Genomic DNA, 20622 nt, shown 5'->3' on the forward strand with positions numbered 1-20622 from the left:
GATGCCAAAACTCAGTATTATCATACCGACACGCGATCGCCCGCAACTATTACCGCGTGCAGTGCAAAGTGCTTTATCGCAAACCATGACAGATCTCGAAGTGATTGTCGTTGACGATGCTTCGACTCAACCGGTGGATTTACCAGCAGATCCGCGTTTGCGAATCATTCGTCTATCTACCCCTCGTGGGGGTGCGGGGGCGCGGAACGTGGGTACGGAAGCGGCGCAGGGGCGCTGGATTTCCTATTTAGATGACGATGACTGTCTTTTACCCGAAATGGCAGTTGTATCCTTAGAGGCGATCGCCAAAGCAACTTTACCTCCACCTGTCGGCGTTATTTCTGGGATCGACGTGGTTGATGATAGCGGGAAAACTCTAGAAACTCGCCTTCCGCCTCCCAGTCGTCCCCGTGGCTGTCATTTTGCTCTAGAAGTTTTAGAACCGGGCAAATCTTACAACACAAAACAAACTCTAGTAGTGGAACGGGATGTCATTTTACAGATAGGAGGCTGGGATGAAACGTTTCGTTCCCGCGTCCATACCGAGCTTTTTTTGCGGCTGAATCCCGTCTGTTCGATCTTGGGTTTACCCATCGTTACCTATCAACTTTACGAGCATCCAGGGGCGCGAGTGTCCCGCAATACAAAATTGCGTCAGGAAAGTTTTCAACGTTTGATTGACAAGCATCAGGCAATTTTTCGCGCTCATCCGCAGATGTTTGCAAATTTTGTCTACGATCACGCCCTAATGTCCTATCGGATGGGGCAAAAATCCCAAGCCTTATCCAGTGTTATTTGGGCAATACAGATCGATCCGTTACGGACGATGAAAAAGACGATAAAACAGCTAGTGCAACGCTTTTAATTTTCTTCGATCGCTCCTTCTGCTTGATGGGCGATCGCTCGTAACTTATCTATAATCTCTGGTGTCACTTGCCACAATCCTCGCTGCTTGGCTTCGATTAACCTTTCTGCCATATCTCGCAATGCCCAAGGATTTTTTTGCTGCACGAAGTCTTGGATAGCTGGATCGAATAAATAAGCTTCGGCAATGCCTTGATACATATAATCTTCAACGCAATGAGCTGTAGCATCGTAGGCAAATAAATAATCTACTGTTGCTGCCATTTCAAAAGCCCCTTTATAACCGTGACGCATCACCCCAGCAATCCATTTCGGATTAACGACGCGGGAACGATATACCTTGGCAATTTCTTCTTTTAAATCACGAATGCGAGGGTTTGCCGGAATAGAATTGTCACCAAAATATGTCTGAGGATTTTTACCGCGAACGGCGCGCACGGCAACAGTTAAACCACCTTGAAATTGATAGTAATCGTCAGAATCGAGCAGATCGTGTTCGCGATTGTCTTGGTTGTGCAAGACAATTTGCATTTCACCCAAACGTTGCTCGAACGCTTCTGGGGCGGCTCGTCCTTCTGAATTACGGGAATAAGCGTAGCAACTCCAATTGATATAAGCATGAGCTAAATCGCGATCGCCCGTCCAATTTTGCGCTTCAATTAATCCTTGTAACCCAGCTCCATAAGCCCCTGGTTTAGAACCAAAAACACGGTAAAGCGATCGCTCTTTTGCCTGTTCGGGTGTCAATCCTGCTGAGTACCAAAACTGGGTTTCGTGTTTCACTTTGGCAGCAAGCGGATTTTGCTCTGCTGGTTCGTCCAACTGCGACACGGCAATAACGGCACTATCAAACAAATCGATTAAATTAGGAAAAGCATCGCGGAAAAAACCAGAAATTCTTAAAGTCACATCCACGCGCGGACGCGCCAACACCGATAGAGGCACAATTTCAAAATCTACCACCCGCCGAGAAACCCCATCCCATACCGGACGCACTCCCAGCAAAGCCAACGCCTCAGCAATGTCATCTCCCCCAGTCCGCATGGTAGAAGTTCCCCAAATCGACAAACCAAGAGTTTTGGGATATTCTCCGTTTTCCTGCGTGTAGCGTTCGATTAAAGCTTCAGCTGCTTTACGTCCGATGTCCCAAGCTGTTTCTGTCGGAATGGCGCGGATATCCACCGAGTAAAAATTTTTTCCCGTCGGTAATACTTCTGGACGACCTCTCGTCGGCGCACCCGATGCCCCACTAGGAACGTATCGCCCATCTAAACCACGTAATAAATTGGTAATTTCCTGTGGAGTTTGTGCTAAAGCGGGTAAGAGGCGATCGCGAATCCAATTTAAGGTATTGGTAATGGGTAATGGGTAATTGGTAATTGGTAATTGGGTTTTTTCTCCCTCAGCTCCCGAGAGCCTCCCCAGCTCAAGAGCAGCTCTTTTCTCCGACTCCCGACTCCCGACTCCCGATTCCCCAATCAATACTTCCACCAACTCAGCCGCATACTGTTCTAACACTTCGATCGCATCGCCGATTATATGACAGGGTGTTTGAGTTTTTGCTGATAAAATTCGAGCGCTTGTCTCTGAAAGTTGAGTGCTGAAATCTGTCGTGAGGGGATCGAAATCTAATTCCCAGGCTTGAGCAATTGCGCGAGTGATTCCTGGTTGGTAGGAATTAGGTTGACGGGCGATCGCTACAATTAAATCTCGTAATTGTTCTCCTTGCGGGCATTGTCCAAATATATGCAAACCATCGCGAATTTGAGCTTCTTTGAGTTCGCATAAATAACCGTCGAGTTGGTTAATGGTTAATGGTTGTTGGTTGTTGGTTGTTGGTTGTTTTTCTCCCTCAGCTCCCTCAGCTCTCTTTCCCCCCGACTCCCGCTTCATGCCCAAGTCTAAGTGTAAATTTTCCTGAACGATTAATTGCCAAATGCGATCGCTAATGGCTGGCAATCGAGTCGGATCTAGACTTTGAGCTTCGTAATACTCGTCAACTAAACTTTCTAATTGGTGTAGCGCTCCGTAGAGTTCTGCCCGCGTCATGGGAGGCGTTAAATGGTCGATAATCACTGCTTGAGCGCGGCGTTTTGCTTGCGAACCTTCCCCAGGATCGTTGACGATAAACGGGTAGAAATGGGGCATAGCACCCAAAGCAATTTCAGGATAACACTGACTTGATAGCGCCACACTTTTACCTGGGAGCCATTCCAAATTACCGTGCTTGCCTACATGTACGATCGCATCAGCACCAAAATGCTGTCGCAGCCAATAATAAAAAGCCAAATAAGTATGCGGTGGTTCTAAGTCAGGCGCGTGGTAATTTAATGCCGGATCGCGATCGTATCCCCGTGCTGGTTGAATACCCACGAAGACGTTACCGAGTTGAATGCCTGGAATTGGTAATTGGCAATTGGTAGTTGGTAGTTGGTAATTGGTTGTTACTCCCTCAGCTCCCTCAGCTCTCTTCTCCCACCGATTGACAATCTCCTGCTGCGCTGCTTCGGGAAGGGTGGCAAAATATTGTTGATACTCTTGCCAACTCAATTGTTGTGGGTGCGATCGCCACTGACTATCAGGATCGTTTGTGACTCCAGATGTCAGGCGTTGGATCAGTTCGTCTCCAGTTTGCGGTAGATTTTCTACTTGATATCCCGCTTGTTGTAAAGATTTGAGAATTTCTATACAACTAGCAGGAGTATCTAATCCAACTCCGTTTGCCAAACGTCCGTCACGATTGGGGTAGTTTGCCAAAATGAGAGCGATTTTGCGTGCTGCTGGCGGACGAGAACGCAGCTGCACCCAACGCTGCGTTAGTTCAGCAACAAATTCAAGGCGATCGCGCACCGACTCGTAAACGACTACATTCGTCTCTAGAGCTGTATTCCAGCTCTGTACTGCTTTAAACGACACAGCACGGCTAATAATGCGCCCATCCACTTCTGGTAGTGCCACATTCATGCCGATATCCCGTGGCGATAGCCCTTGAGAACTTGTCTCCCAGGTTGAAATTGAACTGCTACTAAAAATAACTTGCAGTATTGGTATATCTAGTTGTTGCCACAAGTTAGCGGCAGTCGGGAGTCGAGAGGAGCCAGTCGCTTGCTCATTTTCCCCCGCTCTTGCGAACTGGCGTTCGGGAGTCGGAAAAATACGTGTCAGAGAAAAACTCGTTGTATTTAATAAGACTTGAATTTTTGCCTCATCTTTAGGCTGGAAGTAAGATAGGACATCTGCTTGCACTTGTGGATCGCGCAGCGAAGAAACGAAAACTGGTACTGGTAATAGATTTCTAGCTACTAATGCTTGACAAAGATCGTCAATTACACCCGTGTTACCTGCTAAATAGTGAGCGCGGTAGAACAGAATGCCAATTTTTGGTAATTGGTAGTTGGTAATTGGTAGTTGGTAATTGGTAGCTGGTAATTGGTAGCTGGTTGACGGTTGTTTTTCTCCCTCAGCTTCCTCAGCTCCCTGGGCTTCCTCAGCTCTCTTCTCTCCGACTCCCTTCCACCCATATAGCCCCACACGCGGAACCACCTGCGGAGGTTGAGGATTGTATGAAGTATGAAGGCAGAAATCGGCAGTGAATAGCAGCGCATTGACGGCATTTTCTACTCCACCTTCTAGAAAGTATCGCCACAGTCGATCTCCCACTGCTAACGGAACAGTCGAATGTGCGATTAAATCGGGGTCGATCGCGTCATCTCCTGGGATAACTATCAGTGCTGCACCAGTCCGCCGTGCTGTTTCCCGCACCACTTCTAAACCATAAGACCAATACGATCGTCCCCCCAAAAGCCGTAGTATAATAACTTGAGCTTTTTCTAAAACGTCTTCTGCATAAGTATCTATAACAATCTGTTGCTGTAATTGCAGCAAATTAGCAACTCGAAAAGTAGGAAAGCCCATCGGTAATTTAGTCGCTGCTGCTGCCAAAGTTTGAATATCGGTATCGGTAGCAGTAAGCAATACCAAAGGAGCTGGAGTTTGGGCAAACAAAACGACACCATCAATTTGAGGATTCCAATCTCCAGGGGTGGTACTGATACGATGCATATAACTCTCTGTTCGGCTTAGACTAGTGGTTAAGCTGCATGGGAAAACTTTCTTAGCCTATCATCCAAATCTTATCTATCTCAATCTGCGAAAATGTCTAGTTCTCAGGACTTGAGCTTCCATCAACTTTTGCCCCTGACAATTTTTCAGCAATTAGGGCAACTTCTTCAACAGATGGCTCAAGAATTGGGAAATGAGGCTTTGATAGTTACAGAAGAAGCACTGGTTTCAATTCCGACACGACCTGAAGCAACAGATCTGTTTACATTAGTCGTGTCACAACAATTTAGCGCTTTGCTAGTAGCAGAAAGAAGACAGGAGACAGGAGATAGGAGACAGCAAGAAGAACTTACACTCAAAGAGTCAATAATTTTAAACTCAGTCAATTCGGAACTTGGTACAGAAGCTTACGTTACACTGCAAGAGCGAAACTCCGAATTACTCAACGTCAAATTAACATTTGAGCCAGCAGCGATCGCCCAATTTTTGCAACACCTCAACGGCTGCTTAGAAGACAATTCTCTTGCCCGCGCTACTCTAGCTCGATATAGCCAAGTCATTCAACCCAACAACGCTACCCTTCAAGGGAAATTTACGTTAATGTTGCTATCCGTGCTAGCCCCAAGCTCGCACCAAAATGACGCACAAGAGTCGATTTACCCTTTTGTTTCGGTCTGCCAACCTGTAGAAGAGGCTTTGCACCAACAAATTGCCCACGAGCGTTTGCTCAACCAAGTGACGACTCAGATCCGTCAAAGCTTGGAATTACCGATCATCATCTCAAATGTAGTAGAACGAGTACGAGAGTTTTTGCAAGTCGATCGCCTAGTAGTTTATCAATTCGAGCAACAAGAATCAGCGATCGGGGAGCAGTTACCAGTTATCAGGGAGCAGGGAATCTTCAATTGCGAATTCCGTCAGCCGAAGGCGAAGCGAAGCGTTATTCCGAATTCCGAATTCTCCACTCACGGCTGTGTCATCTACGAAGCCCGTGCTAGCGCGTCAATTGATTCCGTACTCAATTATCGAGAAGAAAATTGCTTCATTCCCGCTTCTGGGTGTTGGGAGAAATATCGCCAAGGTTTTACGCTGGCGATCGCAGATGTTGACAAAGCTTATGTTTTATCGTCTTGCTTGCTTGCCTTTTTGCAGAAAATTCAGGTACGAGCCAAGCTAATCGCTCCAATTGTATTTCAGCAACAACTTTGGGGTTTACTCATCGCACACCAATGCTACGAACCGCGCTCTTGGCAGGAAAATGAGAAAAATTTACTGCGGCGAATAGCGGAACAACTGGCGATCGCGATCTATCAAGAAGAGTTAATGCGATCGTTGAAGCTGGAAAAACAAACCCTAGAACAAAGAGTGATCGAGCGGACACAAGCATTGCATGATGCTCTACTTGCAGCTCAAGCAGCTAGCCGCGCTAAAAGTGAATTTCTGGCTACAATGAGCCATGAATTACGCACTCCCCTCACTAGTGTCATCGGGATGTCATCTACCTTACTACGTTGGCCCTCAGGAGAAATGAGTCAGCGCCAACGTCAGTTCCTACAAACAATTCACGATAGTGGCGAACATCTTCTAGCACTCATCAACGACATTTTAGAACTGACGCAGTTCGAGTCAGGCAAGGCAGTTTTAAATTTAAGCGAATTTGCTTTAGCGCAACTAGCGGAAGCTAGCTTGCGATCGCTCAGCGATCGAGCAACGCGCCAAGCAGTTAATATCATGCTCGATCTCAAAATCTCTCCCGACTATCGGCTGTTTGCCGATCCCCAACGAGTTAGTCAAATCTTATGGAATCTACTCAGTAACGCGATTAAATTTACTCCCGAAGGAGGAGAGGCAATTTTAAGGATTTGGAGCGAAAACGACTTTGCCGTAATTCAAGTAGAAGATACGGGAATTGGCATTGCTGAAGAACATTTACCTCTGATTTTTGAAAAATTCCAACAACTCGATTCTCCTTACCAGCGTCATTACGATGGGACGGGACTGGGTTTAGCCTTAACCAAACAACTCGTCGAACTCCACCAAGGTCGGATTGAAGTTGAATCGACTTTAGGTAAGGGTTCTATTTTTACTGTTTGGTTGCCTAATAACAGGGAGCAGTAATCAGTGACCAGTGACCAGTGACCAGTGACCAGTTGTCAGTCAACAAATGACCAATGACCAATGACGAATCAAATATAAGCAATCAGGCGACCGCAAACGATCGCCACAGCCCAGAGCAAGAGGGAGAAGATCGCGATCGCTCTCACCCCGACTGGCGCTCGAATACCTCGATTCCACCGCTGAATTGACCTGGAGTAGTATAGGTGAAACATAGCTGCATTAACACCAGCAAGGGCGATCGCCCCTAGTTTCAAACGAAAGGCAGGATTAGCCGCGATCGCTTCCGCGTCAGATGCAAATAAGAGGAAACCTGTCAAGAGGGCGGAGCCAAAACCGATGTAAGTCCAGGGTAAAAGATGCCCTGCCATGTCAGTCACTAGCAAATGGCGAGAAAAGCCTAGCAACCGCAGGTCGAACATGGCGATCGCTCCCACTAGAATGGCAAAGCTGATAATATGCCCGATTTCGACTGCTGGATAGAGCCACGCCCACTGTCGCATTGCCGCAGACAAGGCACTCTCTTGGAGCCAAGTCAACCAGCTTTGATGCTCAAGCATACTGTTTAGCGCAGCGGTATAGTTTTGTCGCCGACTATAATCTGCTCTGCTCGCATCTCATTTTTCTCGCTACGGTGAGGATAGCCTACGACGTTAACCGTTTCTCCAACCTGCAATTGCTTTGGTGGTAGTCCTCGGTTTTGCAGTCGTGAGGGTGGTGCAAGGACGGCTTCCCATAACTGCTCTTTGGTTTGCAGTTGTAAGACAACATGTGGGTTATCGTAGCCTATTGCTTGAATTTTTCCTGACAGATTGAGCGTTTTACTGTTATCGTATTCGCTCCATCCGTGGTGCGCTATTGCCGTGCTTGTCCAAGTAGCCATGAAGATTGCTACACAACAAGCCGTGATTATCATCCGCATCATTTTCGTTTTCAGCATTTCTCTAGCCTCCGACAAGCGTAAGGTACTAGCGAATAATTTTGCGATCGCATTAGGGTCTAGTATGACTGACAAATATGACGTGGATGTGTCAGTTCCAAGTGGAGTCTAATTATGAATTATCTGAAGGTGCGATCGCCTCATATAAGGCAGAATAATCTGTATCGGCTAAGCCTCGATCGATCGCAATTTCTAGTATTTGCCGGACTCCTTCTAAATGATTTACGTTAAGTCCTTGAGATCGCGCTTCAGAAATAAAGAAATTGGTATCTTTGAGTAAATGCTTGGTGGGAAAATTGGGATTGTCGTAATTGCGATCGAGCATTCGCTGTAATTTTTTATCAAATGTGGGTGCGTAAAGGGCGCTTTGACGAAGGATTTGCATGAAAATCTCCACATCAATTCCCTGACGCTCGATTAAACTTAAACTCAGGGCAAAGGCACTCGTGAGAGAGGCTATGAGTTGATTGAGTGCTAGTTTCACAGCCGCCGCACTCCCGACATCACCGATATGCAATGGTTCGGAACCAAAGTTTTGTAGCAAACTCAACCATCGCTGAAACTGTGCTGGCGAACTTCCTACCATCACAATTAATTTTCCTGTTTGTGCTTCGGGAATACTCCCCAACACGGGTGCTTCGAGATAATCTCCCCCAGCCGCAGTAACTTGTTGCTGAATCTCTTTGCTATGGGTGGGGGTAATAGTTCCCATCTGGATGATGGTGCGTCCCGCCAAGTGTTGCTGCGCTGTTGAAGATAGCAAGACATCTCGAATAGCACTAGCATCCGTCAACATCAAAACAATACACTCGCAGGCAGCTAACACCTCATCTGGACGAGTTGCGATCGCCACGCCAGCCGATTTGAGCGGAGCTAATTTTTCTGGGGTACGATTGTAGGCAACCAGCTCTATATTGGCAGCTAATAACCTTTGTGCCATCGGCAATCCCATCAACCCAGTCCCGAGAAATCCTACCTTCACTACTTTCCCTCCCAATATAGGGATATTACATGTAGAGAGGTTACATGTAACGTCTCTACATGTAACGTCTCTACATAATCTACAATCTCAAATCCTCAAGTCCTATCGCCAATAAGGACGACCTTTCCAAAATACCCCGATGACAATAGCAATTAACTGCATTTCGTTGTTGTATATACTGACTAATCTTTCGGGAATGGGTAGAAATGACCTGACTAACAAGCAGAGAGTCAAACACAACACCAAAGCCCAAAGCACGCCAGTGTTAACAGTTATATTGGCGAAAAATTTTTCTAGCAGGTAAACTGCTAATGCTCCAACACCGACAACGCCAGCAAATTGTACTATGACACCTAAACTGCCACCATACATTAAGCCGACGATCCGTGCTAATGCTGGCGATAAGTCAGAGCCGACAATAAAGAAGAAATCTATAACGACAACAATCAGCGTTACAAGGATAGAAAGTAGGAATAGCGATCGCCACGGTAAAAATTTTAAGCGCCGGAGAGGACTTGACATGGTTTAGAGCTGTTATTTAAAGTACTTGAATCATCAACTACCAACTACCAATTACCATCTACCAATTACCAATTAGAAACAAAACGACGATACAAACGGTAGGACTTGCGGACAATATTTAAAATAAAATAAGGCATTCGCAGCCGTAGCGGGCAAAGAATCGGCAGATATAACCAGTAGTAAGCTTTCTTCAAATCTTGCCATGCCGAGCAAGCCTCTTCATGCAAGAAATCAGAAACATCGACTACAAATCCCCTGTCTTCCCACATCATAATATTCCGACCGTGGACATCGTGGGGATGCAGTTTGCGCTTACGGGCGTAGTCTAAAGCTGCGTCGATGTCTTTAATGACTTGCTTTGGAATTGGTATTCCCTGGTGCATACAGTCGTATAGAGTCATGCCATACAACCGCTTCAGAACTAACCAGCCTTCCTCAGCATATAAACATTCAGAAAAAGCAGGATGGGAACCCAAACGGTGGTAAACTTCTACTTCCTCCGTCCAACCCGGACGATTGGGTGCATAGACCTTCACGACTCGATCTGGCTGGCTGGGGTGATAGAATACTGCGGCATAATTCCCCGTTCCTAGTAATTGCCAAGGAGAAGGAACTTTACTGACGACTACAGGGTTATGGGGTTCGATGCTGTCAATCTGTAATCCAGGCAGTAATTCCCGCTCGCTCAGCTCGATTAACCAATCCAGATGCGTTTGTTCCATATACAGTTTGCCAGGGATGGCAAGATTGCTCCCATGCTAACTTGGTGCAGTGCGAGTGTTCTTGTTCGATCGCTTGCCACCGCGATCGCAGTCTATTCATCGTTAGGTGGCAGTGCGTCCAAAATACCATTTTGTATGACTACCCTGGGGTAAATGAAGAGAAAAAAAGTCATCCAGGTGAGTACGGGTATGGCAACGAGAATCGTCAGCCACCAAGTTTTAAGTAACAACCAACTACCGCTAATGAGCGTTACACCTGTAAGGAAAATTGACCAAGGCTGACACCACCAAGGCTTATAATTCCAAACGCTGACGGGTTTGCGATCGGGGAGTTGATGCATGGGATTAACTTCTGATGGGATTAACTGCTAATGATGAAACTTCTTGTACAGCATAGCAGTGACGGGTTTCCCCTCTCTAAGGTGGCGTTGGGCGATCGCCAAAACTTCATCAGCACGTACCCCGCAATACCAAACCTCTTCTGGCAAAACTAATACCATTGGTCCCATACCGCATTGTCCCAAACAACTACTACTCTCGATTTCCACCCCAGGAACTAACTGCGCTTGAAATGCTGCTAGCACCTTACGCGCACCTTGCTTGCGACAAGTACGGTTTTGACAGACTAAAACTCGCTGACGAAAATTAGCTCCATTCCCCATGAATTTATCCAAACACAACACGTAGGGGCGCAATATGTAGAGGCGCACAGGTGTGCGCCCCTACATGAAACCAATTATGATGAAATTTGCCTTCAGCTGCGCAAGAACCAAAATTTCAAATTCCTACAGATGCTTCACTTCCGATACTAACTTCGCTACGGCATCTTTAGCACTACCAAAAAACATCATGGTTTTGTCTTTGTAGAATAACTCATTGTCTACCCCTGCAAAACCCGTACTCATGCCTCGCTTAATCACGATTGTATGCTTTGCTCTGTCTACTTCTAAAATCGGCATTCCATAAATCGGACTCGCGGTATCGTGCCGTGCGGCAGGATTGACAACATCGTTTGCACCAATTACCAAAGCCACATCAGTTTGATCGAACTGGGGGTTGATATCATCCATGTCGTACAACTGGGTGTAAGACACGTTTGCTTCTGCCAACAACACGTTCATGTGTCCCGGCATCCGTCCCGCTACAGGATGAATGGCATATTTGACTTCTACACCCAATCTGTCTAGTTGATCGGCAAGCTCCCGAACGGTGTGCTGTGCTTGAGCTACTGCCATCCCATAACCAGGAACGATCACTACAGAACGAGCATAACCCAACATCATTGCGGCTTCTTCAGCATCTACAGAACGGGTAGCTCGATCGCCTGCGGCAGCACCACCAGCACCACTAGCCGAGCCACCGCCACCAAAAGCACCGAATAAAACGCTAATCAGGGAGCGGTTCATCGCTTTACACATGATCTCCGTCAGGATCAATCCCGAAGCGCCTACCAATGCACCAGAGATGATCAGCACGTTGTTCATGACTACGAAACCAGCCGCACCTGCTGCTAAACCAGAAAAGGAGTTCAACAGCGAAATCACCACAGGCATATCGCCTCCACCGATGGGGACGACGAACATCACCCCTAGAACCAGGGAAACAGCGACTAATCCCAAAAATACGGGTAAATTAGTCGGATCGACCAACAAAAAGCCGCTACCTACGATGTAACTAATTAGCAGCAGAGCGTTGATTGGTTGCTGCAAGGGAAATGTAATCGGGGAACCACTAATCAGTCCTTGTAGCTTGGCAAAAGCCAGCATACTACCCGTGAAGGTGATGCCACCGATAAAGACATCTAGCAGCATGGAGATATTGGCATCGAGCGGCACTGGTTCGGCAGTTCCCAACAATCGCCAAAACTCGGCAACTGCCACTAAAGCAGAAGCAGCACCACCTAAACCGTTGAGCAAGCCTACCATTTGAGGCATTTCAGTCATTTGGACTTTGTAAGCCGCGATCGCACCTATTGCCGAACCGATCGCCAAAGCCACTACAATCATTTGATAGTTCAACACCTGGCGATCGAGCAGCGTTGCCACGATCGCCAGTAGCATCCCGATCGCCGCCAACAGATTACCGTTACGCGCTGTTGCAGGCGAACTCAGTTTTTTCAAACCAATAATAAATAAAGAGGCAGCGACTAAATAAGTTAGCTGAATCCCAGTTGGCAGAAAATCGCTCACGCTTTCACCTCTTTTTTCTTAAACATTTGCAACATGCGATCGGTGACTAAAAAACCACCGACAACGTTAATTGTGGCTAAAATCACGGCAATCAAGCCCAAAATCACTGATAAATTTGATTCTTGAGGACCAGAAACCAGCAAAGCACCGATAACCGCAATCCCTGAAATTGCGTTAGAACCAGACATCAAAGGCGTGTGCAGTGTCGGCGGGACTTTATTAATCACCTCAAATCCTGCAAACGATGCCAAAACAAACACAAATAAAGCGGCAATTAAAGCTTCTGTCATGAATTAATCCTCCTTTTGGTAGTCGGGAGTCGGGAGTCGGGAGTCGGAATTATTTTTGACTTTTGACTTTTAACTTTTGACTTTTGTTTTACCCATTACCAATCCCCACTAGTGTTGCTAAGGCTTCCTTTACCCGTGAATTGCGAATTTCTCCAGCGTGGGTAATACAGGCTGCTTCGATGATGTCGTCTTCAAAGTTGAGCTGAAGGCTTTTATCTTCTTTATTAATCATCAACTGCACCAGTGACAGCAGGTTTTTGGCATACAATTGGCTGGCGTGGATGGGTACGGATGAGGGGAGATCGATCGTGCCGATGATGGTAACACCATTGCGCTGTACGTCTTTTCCTGGCTCTGTGCAAGCGCAGTTACCACCTTGTTCTGCGGCTAAATCGACAACTACCGAACCTGGCTTCATCTGCGCTACCATTTCTTCTGTCACGAGGATCGGTGCTTTTCTACCAGGGACTTGTGCAGTGGTAATAACTACGTCTGATAGCTTGACGTGTTCCGCGATCGCTTGTTGAGTGCGCTGTTTTGCTATTTCCGAAACTTCCTTTGCATAGCCGCCAGCAGCTACAGTTTCTTCTTCTAACTGCACTTCAACAAACTTGGCTCCCAAGCTTTGGACTTCTTCTTTCACCGCCGGACGAATATCAAAAGCTTCTACAACTGCTCCCAGTCGTCTTGCAGTGGCGATCGCCTGTAATCCTGCTACTCCCGCACCAATTATGAATACTTTGGCTGGGGCGATTGTCCCCGCCGCTGTTGTTAACATGGGAAAGTACTTGGGTAAAGCTGCCGCTCCAATTAGCACTGCTTTGTAACCCGCGATCGAAGCTTGAGAAGACAAAGCATCCATGCTCTGCGCTCTAGTCGTGCGGGGGATCATCTCCATGCTAAAGGCTGAAATTCGCCGTTCTGCTAGCCGCTTGGCGATCGCAGGTTCTCCCAAGGGATTGAGGAAACTAATTAATACAGCTCCTTCCCGTAACATTTCCACTTCCGAGCGTCCATCTTCGCGTTCTTGGGGGACTCCTACTTTCAGCAACACGTCTGCTTCCCACCACAGATATCCCGGATCGCTAACGATTTTGGCTCCTGCGGCTTCGTAGGCTGCATCCGAGAAGAAAGCGCGATCGCCAGCTCCCGCTTCTACCCACACCTCTACACCTTGTTTTACCAATCGGGCAACGACATCTGGTACTAGAGCGACCCGACGCTCTCCAACTTCGATTTCTTTTGCCACCGCTATTTTCATGACTTCTCCGTTAACACAACAGCTAAATTCTTCCTCTCATGCGATCGCAAATCTTTGCGCTTTGTTAGCAGTTTTCTCGCGATCGAGTAATACTTAATCTCCCTACTCCTCTTTTACCAATTGCAATCTATTTTGGGCATCATAACAATGCAAAAATTGCAGATCTTGCGATCGATCCTCACATTTTTTCGATCTTATGTTGCGCTTCAAAGCTGAGATCTACCTCTTTAACTTCTTTTAGGAATTGCCAGATGAAAGTGAATGACTACCTCTGCTGACAAGCCTGCTGTAATCTTTTTTCTTAACATATCAAGCAATTGTAATAGCACCCGATTTAGTCTGCGTTTTGTTCGGGTTTTGTCTAGAACTAAGATAAAACTATTAAATAAAACTTGCTCAAAAGGTATCTTGATGACTGTAGCGTAGACAACTATCAATTGTGTGACTCAACAACTCAATTTTTATAACAAAAAGTTTATATTTCGTAATTTGTAATTTGTAATTCGTAATTGAGCGAGCAATTGTCAGTTATCAGTGACCAGTAAAGAATGGGGGGTGGGAAGTGTGGGAGGACACAAGGGAGAATTTTTTCCCCCTTGTCCCCCTTGTCGCCCTTGTCTCCCTTGTCCCCCTTGTCCCCCTTGTCTCCCTTGTCCCCCTTGTCGCCCTTGTCGCCCTTGTCCCCCTTGTCCCCCTTGTCGCCCTTGTCGCCCTTGTCCCCCTTGTCCCCCTGCTCCCTGCTCCCTGCTCCCGACTCCCGACTCCCTGCTCCCTGACAACTGCAACTAATAACTAACACGCAGCGTCTGTAGAGAGCGAGCGAGTTCTAGTAAATTAGACTTAGTAACGCACTATTCTTGCTTGTGAGGAGTGCGGCTCATTACAATTGTTGTCCGAAGGAGATTTTATGCGTCGCCTACTTGCCTCGATCGCCGTTTCTGGCTTATTACTAACTGGGTTGCCCCTTGTATCATCCGCTCAGGGTACATCAGGATTTACTCTCTGGAGTGGCGTAAAGCGCGAGAATCAACTCCCCTACAAATTAGACTTTGGCGGACAAACTAGCGGCTGGGATCGCTATCGGTTGAGAATTCCACAGAAAAAGCTGAACTTGGCAGTATCGCAGTTTTCTATTTCCTACCCGGACTATTTTAAAGGTAAATTTGACACCGATCGGATTGAGGTGCGGATTAAAGGCGATAAAGTGCCGTTGCAAGAAGTTGTTTGGGATAAGGAAAATCATAAAGTCGATATTTATCCTAAAGAACCCGTTCCAGCTGGTAGCAGAGTGGAATTGGTCTTCTCGAACGTGAAAAATCCTAGCTCTGGTGGTACTTTCTACTTTAACTGTCAGATTCAAACACCTGGAGACGTACCGCTACTGCGCTATCTGGGAACGTGGATCGTTACTATCAGTTAATCGGCGATCGGCGGTTGTTGTAGAGACGTTACTCGTAACGTCTCTACAACAACTATCTGGTTACGAAGGTTTCATGCTAAAATTGCAGATTGTGACTTTTTTAGCTAAAAATTCCGAATAACTGAGAGAGCAGATTTATGAAACGCACGCTGGAAGGTACTAACCGCAAAAGAAAGAGAACATCTGGGTTTCGCGCTCGGATGCGTACCCCCGACGGACAAAACGTGATTAGAGCGCGCCGCAGAAAAGGTCGTCATCGCCTCACTGTCTAAAGTCCCTAATAGAAGTGGCTGAATCAGTGAGTAGTGAGTGGTAATTGGTAATTGGCGCTTTTGCAAGAGACAATTAACTAGCTGCTGACAACTTTTCCCTACTCCCTGCTCCCTGCTCCCTACTCCCGTTCTTCACTGATAACTGGTCATTTGGGTTTGTCAAAAGTAAATCGGCTCTCAAGTAGAGAAGACTTTCGCGCCGTATTTCGAGCTGGAATACGGCGCAACAGCGATCGCATGACTTTGAGAGCTTTGCGAATGCAAAATGCCACAACTTCAGTAGCAGATGGCAAGCTAGCCACAGCTACGCATAAAGTAGGTGCGCCTACACGGATCGGTATTTCCATCAGCACAAAAGTGAGTAAAAAAGCAGTCGTTCGCAATCGGATTAAGCGACAACTGCGGGTTGCCTTTCGCTGTCTATTGCCGCGAATTTCACCTGGATGGTTACTGGTAGTTATCGTTCACCCATCAGCAGCACGACAGGAGTGCGTAACCAAACAATTTCTGCAAGAATTAGAGCAGTTATTGGTAGCAGCCGAGGTGCTTAATGGGAATTCGTGAAGAAGTTTACTACGAAGGTGGTCCTCACGTTGGGGATCTAATTATTAACCTGCTCATCGGGCTGACGCTGATTGGTATCCCCTTAACAGTTGGTGCAATTGTACGGGCATTGTGGTTGCGCTACCGCATCACAAATCGCCGTATTTCTGTTACAGGCGGCTGGATGGGGCGCGATCGCACCGATATCATTTATGCTGAAATTGTCAAAATTGTGAAAGTGCCGCGTGGCTTCGGTTTATGGGGCGATATGGTACTAACTTTAAGAAACGGTAGCCGTTTGGAAATGCGATCGGTTCCCAAATTCCGCGAACTATACGACTATATCAGCGAAAAGGCAGCCGAAAAAAATCCTCAAGTCAAAACCAAAGCTACAACTTGAGAATATTATGTAAGCAATTAGTAGTTCTCTGTTGTTAGTTATCGATCGCTTGTCATTGGTTGGCAAATGACTGATGACAAATGACCGATGACTAAAATCGGATAGATTAGATTCAGACGAATGACAAATTATTTCAGGTTGACTTCAAGATAATGGATTTTGGTATAGGGTTTCTTTCCAACAACGTCATGTTGCCGATCCTAGATTTTTTCTATGGGATCGTGCCGAGCTACGGGTTGGCGATCGTAGCCTTGACACTGGTGATTCGCTTTGCGCTCTATCCGCTGAGTGCCGGATCGATTCGGACAATGCGCCGCACGCGAGTTACTCAACCTTTGATGCAAAAGCGCGTCAAAGAGATTCAAGAGCGTTATAAAGACAATCCTGCCAAAATGCAGGAGGAAATGGGCGCTGTTTACAAAGAATTTGGCAATCCATTGGCAGGATGTTTGCCAGTCTTGCTGCAAATGCCCGTACTGTTCGCCCTATTCGCGACGCTGCGGGGCTCGCCGTTTTCGGATATCAACTACAACGTCAACCTGCAAGTCTTTCCCCAAGAACAGATCGAACGCATTCAGCCGCAGGCTTTTACCACTCCGCCGCAAAACATTTACATTACCGATGGCGTTCACGCTCGCGTTGCGGCGATCTTGCCCAGTGGTAATAAATTGGTGGTCGGGGACAAAACTAAAATTGATTTTCAAACTCCAGAGGGCAAGCCTTTCTCAGCCCTAGCAGCAGAGTATCCCGACACCAATCTCGTCCCCAAATGGAAAGTCACTAAAGGGGAAGAAAGGATAAAAATTGATGAAAACGGTACTATCGAAGCCCTCCAACCAGGTGATGTGACAATTCAAGCAACAATCCCTGGACTTGCAGCTAACAAGGGCTTTTTATTTATTGATGCCCTCGGCAGAGTTGGCGCTTTTGATGAAGACGGAACGATCCATTGGGATATTGTGGCAATGGTGATTGGTTTTGGTCTAAGTCTCTATCTCAACCAAGTGCTATCCGGTCAAGGTTCTACCTCTAACAATCCCCAACAAGATACAGTCAACAAGATCACCCCAATTATTTTCTCAGGGATGTTTTTGTTCTTCCCGCTACCTGCTGGCGTGTTGATGTACATGCTGATTGCGAATATATTCCAAACACTCCAGACATACATTGTTTCCCGCGAACCCCTGCCAGAAAACTTACAAAAGCTTGTCGAAGCAGCAGATGCTAAAGCAGGAGACGATGCAGGTCGTCAGTCGCTTCCTTTTGAACCAGGGCGGAAGAAAAAAGAGAAACCTTCAGGCTAAATCATGAGTGACGAGCAGATCGGGCAGCGGGGTCAGCAATGGCTAGAGCAACTCCTGCAACTGTCAGGAGTCTCTACTCAAGTTACAGCTAAACTGCAAACCCCAAAGACAGCAAACAGCGACCCAGAAGAACACGATAGTTATTGGCTGACAATCGAGCAAACTAGTTTACCACCAGAGCAAGTCCAAGCTTTGATTGGTGCGGAAGGTTCGGTTCTAGATGCCATTCAGTATCTTGCTAATGCTACCCTGAATTTAAACCAACCTCAGGAACGGCAAGCCGCTTATATAATTGAGCTGGATGGCTATCGTTTGCGGCGACAAGCAGAAATTCAAGCGATCGCCACCTCAGCGATAGAACAAGTCCGTACCACAGGACAAGAGGTGGAGATCAAATCTCTTTCGTCCGCTGAAAGGAGGCAAATTCATACTTTTTTGAAGGATTTTCCCGATTTAGAAAGTTTCAGTCGTGGCAAAGAACCGCATCGTCAGTTGGTGATTCGCACGATCGGTAGTAGTTAGACTGGAAATGAATTCGGAATTCGGAATTCGGAATTCGGAATTGAGGATTTGAGATTATTTAATCTACAACTTGGCAAGCCCTATGGAGGCAATTTACATTCCTCATCTGACCACAGCACCGCAAAAAACTAGGGTCATCGAGGTTGATGAGTTCTTACCCGATCTAGACACCCTAACTCCGGTGCGTGGCCAGGTGCGCGTGCAACACGGTGGCAACTACTTAGAGGTTTCAGCTCAGGTAGAAACCATCGTTACCTTAACTTGCCATCGCTGTTTGCAACAGTACAACCATCGCCTGAAAGTAGAAGCTTCAGAAATTATTTGGCTAGATCCAGAAGCAGGTAAAGAAGAAACTGCGATCGAGTTAGAAGTCGCATTTGAAGATCTGGTCGAAACTTTACAGCCTACAGATCATTTCGATCCTGGGGAGTGGTTGTACCAGCAGTTATGTCTAGCCATGCCTCAGCGTCAGTTGTGTGACAGTCTGTGTCAGGGCATTCAACTATCGCCGCAGCCAGAAGAACCGTCAGAACCATCAAGCGATCGCCGCTGGGCATCTTTAGAATCCTTGAAAAATCACTTGTCTAATTAGGGACACCTGATATGAGCTTCCGCGAAGAGTTTGCACTGTTGCTACGCGCCCGCTACCCAATCGTCTATATTCCTACCTATGAGGAAGAACGAGCCGAAGTAGCAATTCGGGAAGAAGCCCGCATCCAAGGAAATCGCGCTGTCTATACTTGGGATTTTGTCGATGGCTACCAAGGTAATCCTAACGATGCTGGTTTCGGTCGTCGCAATCCTCTACAAGCTCTAGAATTTGTCGAGAAACTGCCTGCTTCGGCTCCGGCAGTTTTTATTTTGCGTGATTTTCATCGCTTTTTAGAAGATGTTTCCGTGTCGCGCAAACTCCGCAACTTAGCGCGGGTACTCAAATCGCAACCGAAAAATATCGTCTTGCTGTCGCCACGAATCGTCACTACGGAAGAATTGGGTGAAGTTTTAACCATTTTAGAATTTCCCCTACCCGCAGCCGCTGAGATTAAGTTGGAGGTAGAACGCCTTTTGGCAGCCACAGGGCAATCTTTAGAGGCTAAAACGGTAGATGAACTCGTGCGTTCGTGCCAAGGATTATCGATCGAACGGATTCGGCGGGTACTAGCAAGAGCGATCGCCTCTCACGGAGAGATTCAACCGGAAGATGTCGAATTGGTTTTGGAAGAAAAGCGCCAGACCATTCGCCAAACTCAAATTCTTGACTTTTACCCTGCCACTGAAAAAATTTCGGATATTGGCGGTTTAGACAATCTCAAAGATTGGTTGTTACGTCGGGGTGGAGCATTTAGCGAACGCGCTAGGGCATATGGTTTACCCCATCCACGCGGACTGATGTTAGTTGGAATTCAGGGAACGGGTAAATCGCTAACAGCTAAGGCGATCGCCCATCACTGGCACTTACCTTTGTTACGCTTGGACGTGGGGCGATTATTCGGTGGTTTGGTCGGAGAATCGGAATCTCGCACCCGACAAATGATTCAAGTCGCAGAAGCTCTATCTCCCTGTATTCTCTGGGTAGATGAGATTGATAAAGCTTTTGCCGGGTTGGGAGCAAAAGGCGATGCTGGCACGACTAGCCGCGTCTTTGGAACATTTATCACTTGGTTGGCAGAAAAAACTTCTCCCGTGTTTGTCGTTGCTACTGCCAACGATATTCATGCTTTACCACCGGAAATGTTACGTAAAGGCAGATTTGACGAAATCTTTTTTGTTGGTTTACCGATTCAGGAAGAACGCAAAGCAATTTTCACCGTCCATTTATCTCGCCTGCGATCGCATAATCTCAAAAGTTACGATCTCGATCGCCTTGCCTACGAAACTCCTGATTTTTCTGGGGCAGAAATCGAGCAAACAATCGTGGAAGCCATGCACATCGGCTTCAGTCAAAATCGAGACTTTACTACTGACGACATTTTAGAGGCGGCGAGTCAAATCATTCCCCTTGCCCGTACTGCCCAAGAACAAATTCAGTTTTTGCAAGATTGGGCAGCGGCTGGAAAAGCCCGTCTTGCCTCTAAACACAGCAGCCTGAGCAACCGAATTCAGCGGCAATTGCAGTAGAACAGTTATCAGTTATCAGGGAGCAGGGAGCAGAGGGGCAACTACCAATTACCCATTACCCATTACCAATTACCAATAATTAAAAAATCTACTACA

Annotated in this window: 24 protein-coding genes; 11 read left to right on the top strand and 13 right to left on the bottom strand. The window is 46.8% G+C overall.

Annotated elements, in window-relative coordinates:
- Position 1 precedes the first annotated feature (1 nt).
- Positions 2-865, top strand: a complete 864-nt coding sequence (locus DSM107010_RS22670; RefSeq protein ID WP_015152381.1) for a glycosyltransferase family 2 protein — start codon at positions 2-4, stop codon at positions 863-865.
- Here DSM107010_RS22670 and cobN read toward each other — a convergent pair.
- Entirely contained in the window at positions 862-4926 is a 4065-nt protein-coding gene (cobN, locus tag DSM107010_RS22675; protein WP_127024027.1) for a cobaltochelatase subunit CobN, read from the bottom strand. The two genes, DSM107010_RS22670 and cobN, sit on opposite strands and share 4 nt — an antisense overlap.
- 93 nt (positions 4927-5019) lie before the next feature.
- On the opposite strand from cobN, the gene DSM107010_RS22680 reads away from it, so the two are divergent.
- Positions 5020-7044 carry a GAF domain-containing sensor histidine kinase gene (locus DSM107010_RS22680; protein ID WP_106168102.1) on the top strand — a complete coding sequence of 675 codons (2025 nt, stop codon included), beginning with the start codon at positions 5020-5022 and terminating at the stop codon, positions 7042-7044.
- A 68-nt stretch (positions 7045-7112) separates the two neighbouring features.
- Here the strand turns inward: DSM107010_RS22680 and DSM107010_RS22685 are convergent, their stop codons facing one another.
- Together DSM107010_RS22685 and DSM107010_RS22690 are read right to left on the bottom strand one after the other, a co-directional pair.
- Complete coding sequence (locus DSM107010_RS22685) at positions 7113-7601, bottom strand: hypothetical protein (RefSeq protein ID WP_015152378.1); 489 nt, start codon at positions 7599-7601, stop codon at positions 7113-7115.
- A gap of 5 nt (positions 7602-7606) precedes the next feature.
- A complete protein-coding gene (locus DSM107010_RS22690; RefSeq protein ID WP_199197539.1) occupies positions 7607-7924 on the bottom strand; it encodes a DUF6152 family protein in 318 nt (105 codons plus the stop codon).
- Here DSM107010_RS22690 and DSM107010_RS39945 point away from each other — a divergent pair.
- Entirely contained in the window at positions 7923-8093 is a 171-nt protein-coding gene (locus tag DSM107010_RS39945; protein ID WP_181246386.1) for a hypothetical protein, read from the top strand. The genes DSM107010_RS22690 and DSM107010_RS39945 overlap by 2 nt on opposite strands.
- Here DSM107010_RS39945 and DSM107010_RS22695 read toward each other — a convergent pair whose 3' ends face one another.
- The 10 genes from DSM107010_RS22695 to DSM107010_RS39950 all read right to left on the bottom strand — a co-directional run bounded on the left by DSM107010_RS22695 (position 8094) and on the right by DSM107010_RS39950 (position 14732).
- Complete coding sequence (locus DSM107010_RS22695) at positions 8094-8963, bottom strand: NAD(P)-dependent oxidoreductase (RefSeq protein WP_106168101.1); 870 nt, start codon at positions 8961-8963, stop codon at positions 8094-8096. It abuts the gene before it with no gap.
- Between the two features lie 102 nt (positions 8964-9065).
- On the bottom strand, positions 9066-9485 hold the full coding sequence (locus DSM107010_RS22700; protein ID WP_015152375.1) for a hypothetical protein: 420 nt from the start codon (positions 9483-9485) through the stop codon (positions 9066-9068).
- A 65-nt stretch (positions 9486-9550) separates the two neighbouring features.
- Positions 9551-10207 (bottom strand): serine/threonine-protein kinase, encoded by a 657-nt coding sequence (locus tag DSM107010_RS22705; RefSeq protein ID WP_106168100.1) that lies wholly within the window; start codon positions 10205-10207, stop codon positions 9551-9553.
- Entirely contained in the window at positions 10137-10307 is a 171-nt protein-coding gene (locus DSM107010_RS38660; RefSeq protein ID WP_158631847.1) for a hypothetical protein, read from the bottom strand. Before DSM107010_RS38660 ends, DSM107010_RS22705 begins: the two co-directional genes overlap by 71 nt.
- A complete protein-coding gene (locus DSM107010_RS22710; protein WP_106168099.1) occupies positions 10300-10548 on the bottom strand; it encodes a DUF6737 family protein in 249 nt (82 codons plus the stop codon). The genes DSM107010_RS38660 and DSM107010_RS22710 overlap by 8 nt, the downstream gene beginning before the upstream one ends.
- 27 nt (positions 10549-10575) lie before the next feature.
- Positions 10576-10869, bottom strand: coding sequence for a (2Fe-2S) ferredoxin domain-containing protein (locus tag DSM107010_RS22715; protein ID WP_015152372.1), 294 nt, complete (start codon positions 10867-10869; stop codon positions 10576-10578).
- Between the two features lie 123 nt (positions 10870-10992).
- Positions 10993-12396, bottom strand: coding sequence for an NAD(P)(+) transhydrogenase (Re/Si-specific) subunit beta (locus DSM107010_RS22720; protein ID WP_015152371.1), 1404 nt, complete (start codon positions 12394-12396; stop codon positions 10993-10995).
- The gene (locus DSM107010_RS22725; RefSeq protein WP_015152370.1) at positions 12393-12686 is read right to left on the bottom strand and encodes an NAD(P) transhydrogenase subunit alpha part 2; all 294 of its coding nucleotides are present in this window, start codon (positions 12684-12686) and stop codon (positions 12393-12395) included. Before DSM107010_RS22725 ends, DSM107010_RS22720 begins: the two co-directional genes overlap by 4 nt.
- Positions 12687-12774: 88 nt before the next feature.
- Positions 12775-13947, bottom strand: a complete 1173-nt coding sequence (locus tag DSM107010_RS22730; RefSeq protein WP_015152369.1) for a Re/Si-specific NAD(P)(+) transhydrogenase subunit alpha — start codon at positions 13945-13947, stop codon at positions 12775-12777.
- A gap of 524 nt (positions 13948-14471) precedes the next feature.
- Positions 14472-14732 carry a hypothetical protein gene (locus tag DSM107010_RS39950; protein WP_241994309.1) on the bottom strand — a complete coding sequence of 87 codons (261 nt, stop codon included), beginning with the start codon at positions 14730-14732 and terminating at the stop codon, positions 14472-14474.
- 122 nt (positions 14733-14854) lie between these two features.
- Here DSM107010_RS39950 and DSM107010_RS22740 point away from each other — a divergent pair, with 122 nt between their 5' ends.
- The 8 genes from DSM107010_RS22740 (at position 14855) to DSM107010_RS22775 (ending at position 20526) form a co-directional block, all read left to right on the top strand.
- Positions 14855-15367: a DUF2808 domain-containing protein gene (locus DSM107010_RS22740; protein WP_015152368.1), complete on the top strand. Its 513-nt coding sequence runs from the start codon at positions 14855-14857 to the stop codon at positions 15365-15367.
- Positions 15368-15504: 137 nt separating this feature from the next.
- Entirely contained in the window at positions 15505-15639 is a 135-nt protein-coding gene (rpmH, locus tag DSM107010_RS22745) for a 50S ribosomal protein L34 (protein WP_015152367.1), read from the top strand.
- A 150-nt stretch (positions 15640-15789) separates the two neighbouring features.
- On the top strand, positions 15790-16203 hold the full coding sequence (gene rnpA / locus DSM107010_RS22750; RefSeq protein WP_015152366.1) for a ribonuclease P protein component: 414 nt from the start codon (positions 15790-15792) through the stop codon (positions 16201-16203).
- The gene (locus tag DSM107010_RS22755) at positions 16190-16582 is read left to right on the top strand and encodes a PH domain-containing protein (protein WP_015152365.1); all 393 of its coding nucleotides are present in this window, start codon (positions 16190-16192) and stop codon (positions 16580-16582) included. The genes rnpA and DSM107010_RS22755 overlap by 14 nt, the downstream gene beginning before the upstream one ends.
- Positions 16583-16734: 152 nt before the next feature.
- The gene (gene yidC / locus DSM107010_RS22760) at positions 16735-17886 is read left to right on the top strand and encodes a membrane protein insertase YidC (RefSeq protein WP_015152364.1); all 1152 of its coding nucleotides are present in this window, start codon (positions 16735-16737) and stop codon (positions 17884-17886) included.
- A 3-nt stretch (positions 17887-17889) separates the two neighbouring features.
- Complete coding sequence (locus DSM107010_RS22765; RefSeq protein ID WP_015152363.1) at positions 17890-18408, top strand: Jag family protein; 519 nt, start codon at positions 17890-17892, stop codon at positions 18406-18408.
- Between the two features lie 82 nt (positions 18409-18490).
- Entirely contained in the window at positions 18491-19000 is a 510-nt protein-coding gene (locus DSM107010_RS22770) for a YceD family protein (RefSeq protein WP_106167556.1), read from the top strand.
- An 11-nt stretch (positions 19001-19011) separates the two neighbouring features.
- A complete protein-coding gene (locus DSM107010_RS22775) occupies positions 19012-20526 on the top strand; it encodes an AAA family ATPase (protein ID WP_106167557.1) in 1515 nt (504 codons plus the stop codon).
- Positions 20527-20622 lie beyond the last annotated feature (96 nt).

Source organism: Chroococcidiopsis cubana SAG 39.79 (genome assembly GCF_003991895.1).
Classification (GTDB): Bacteria; Cyanobacteriota; Cyanobacteriia; order Cyanobacteriales; family Chroococcidiopsidaceae; genus Chroococcidiopsis; species Chroococcidiopsis thermalis.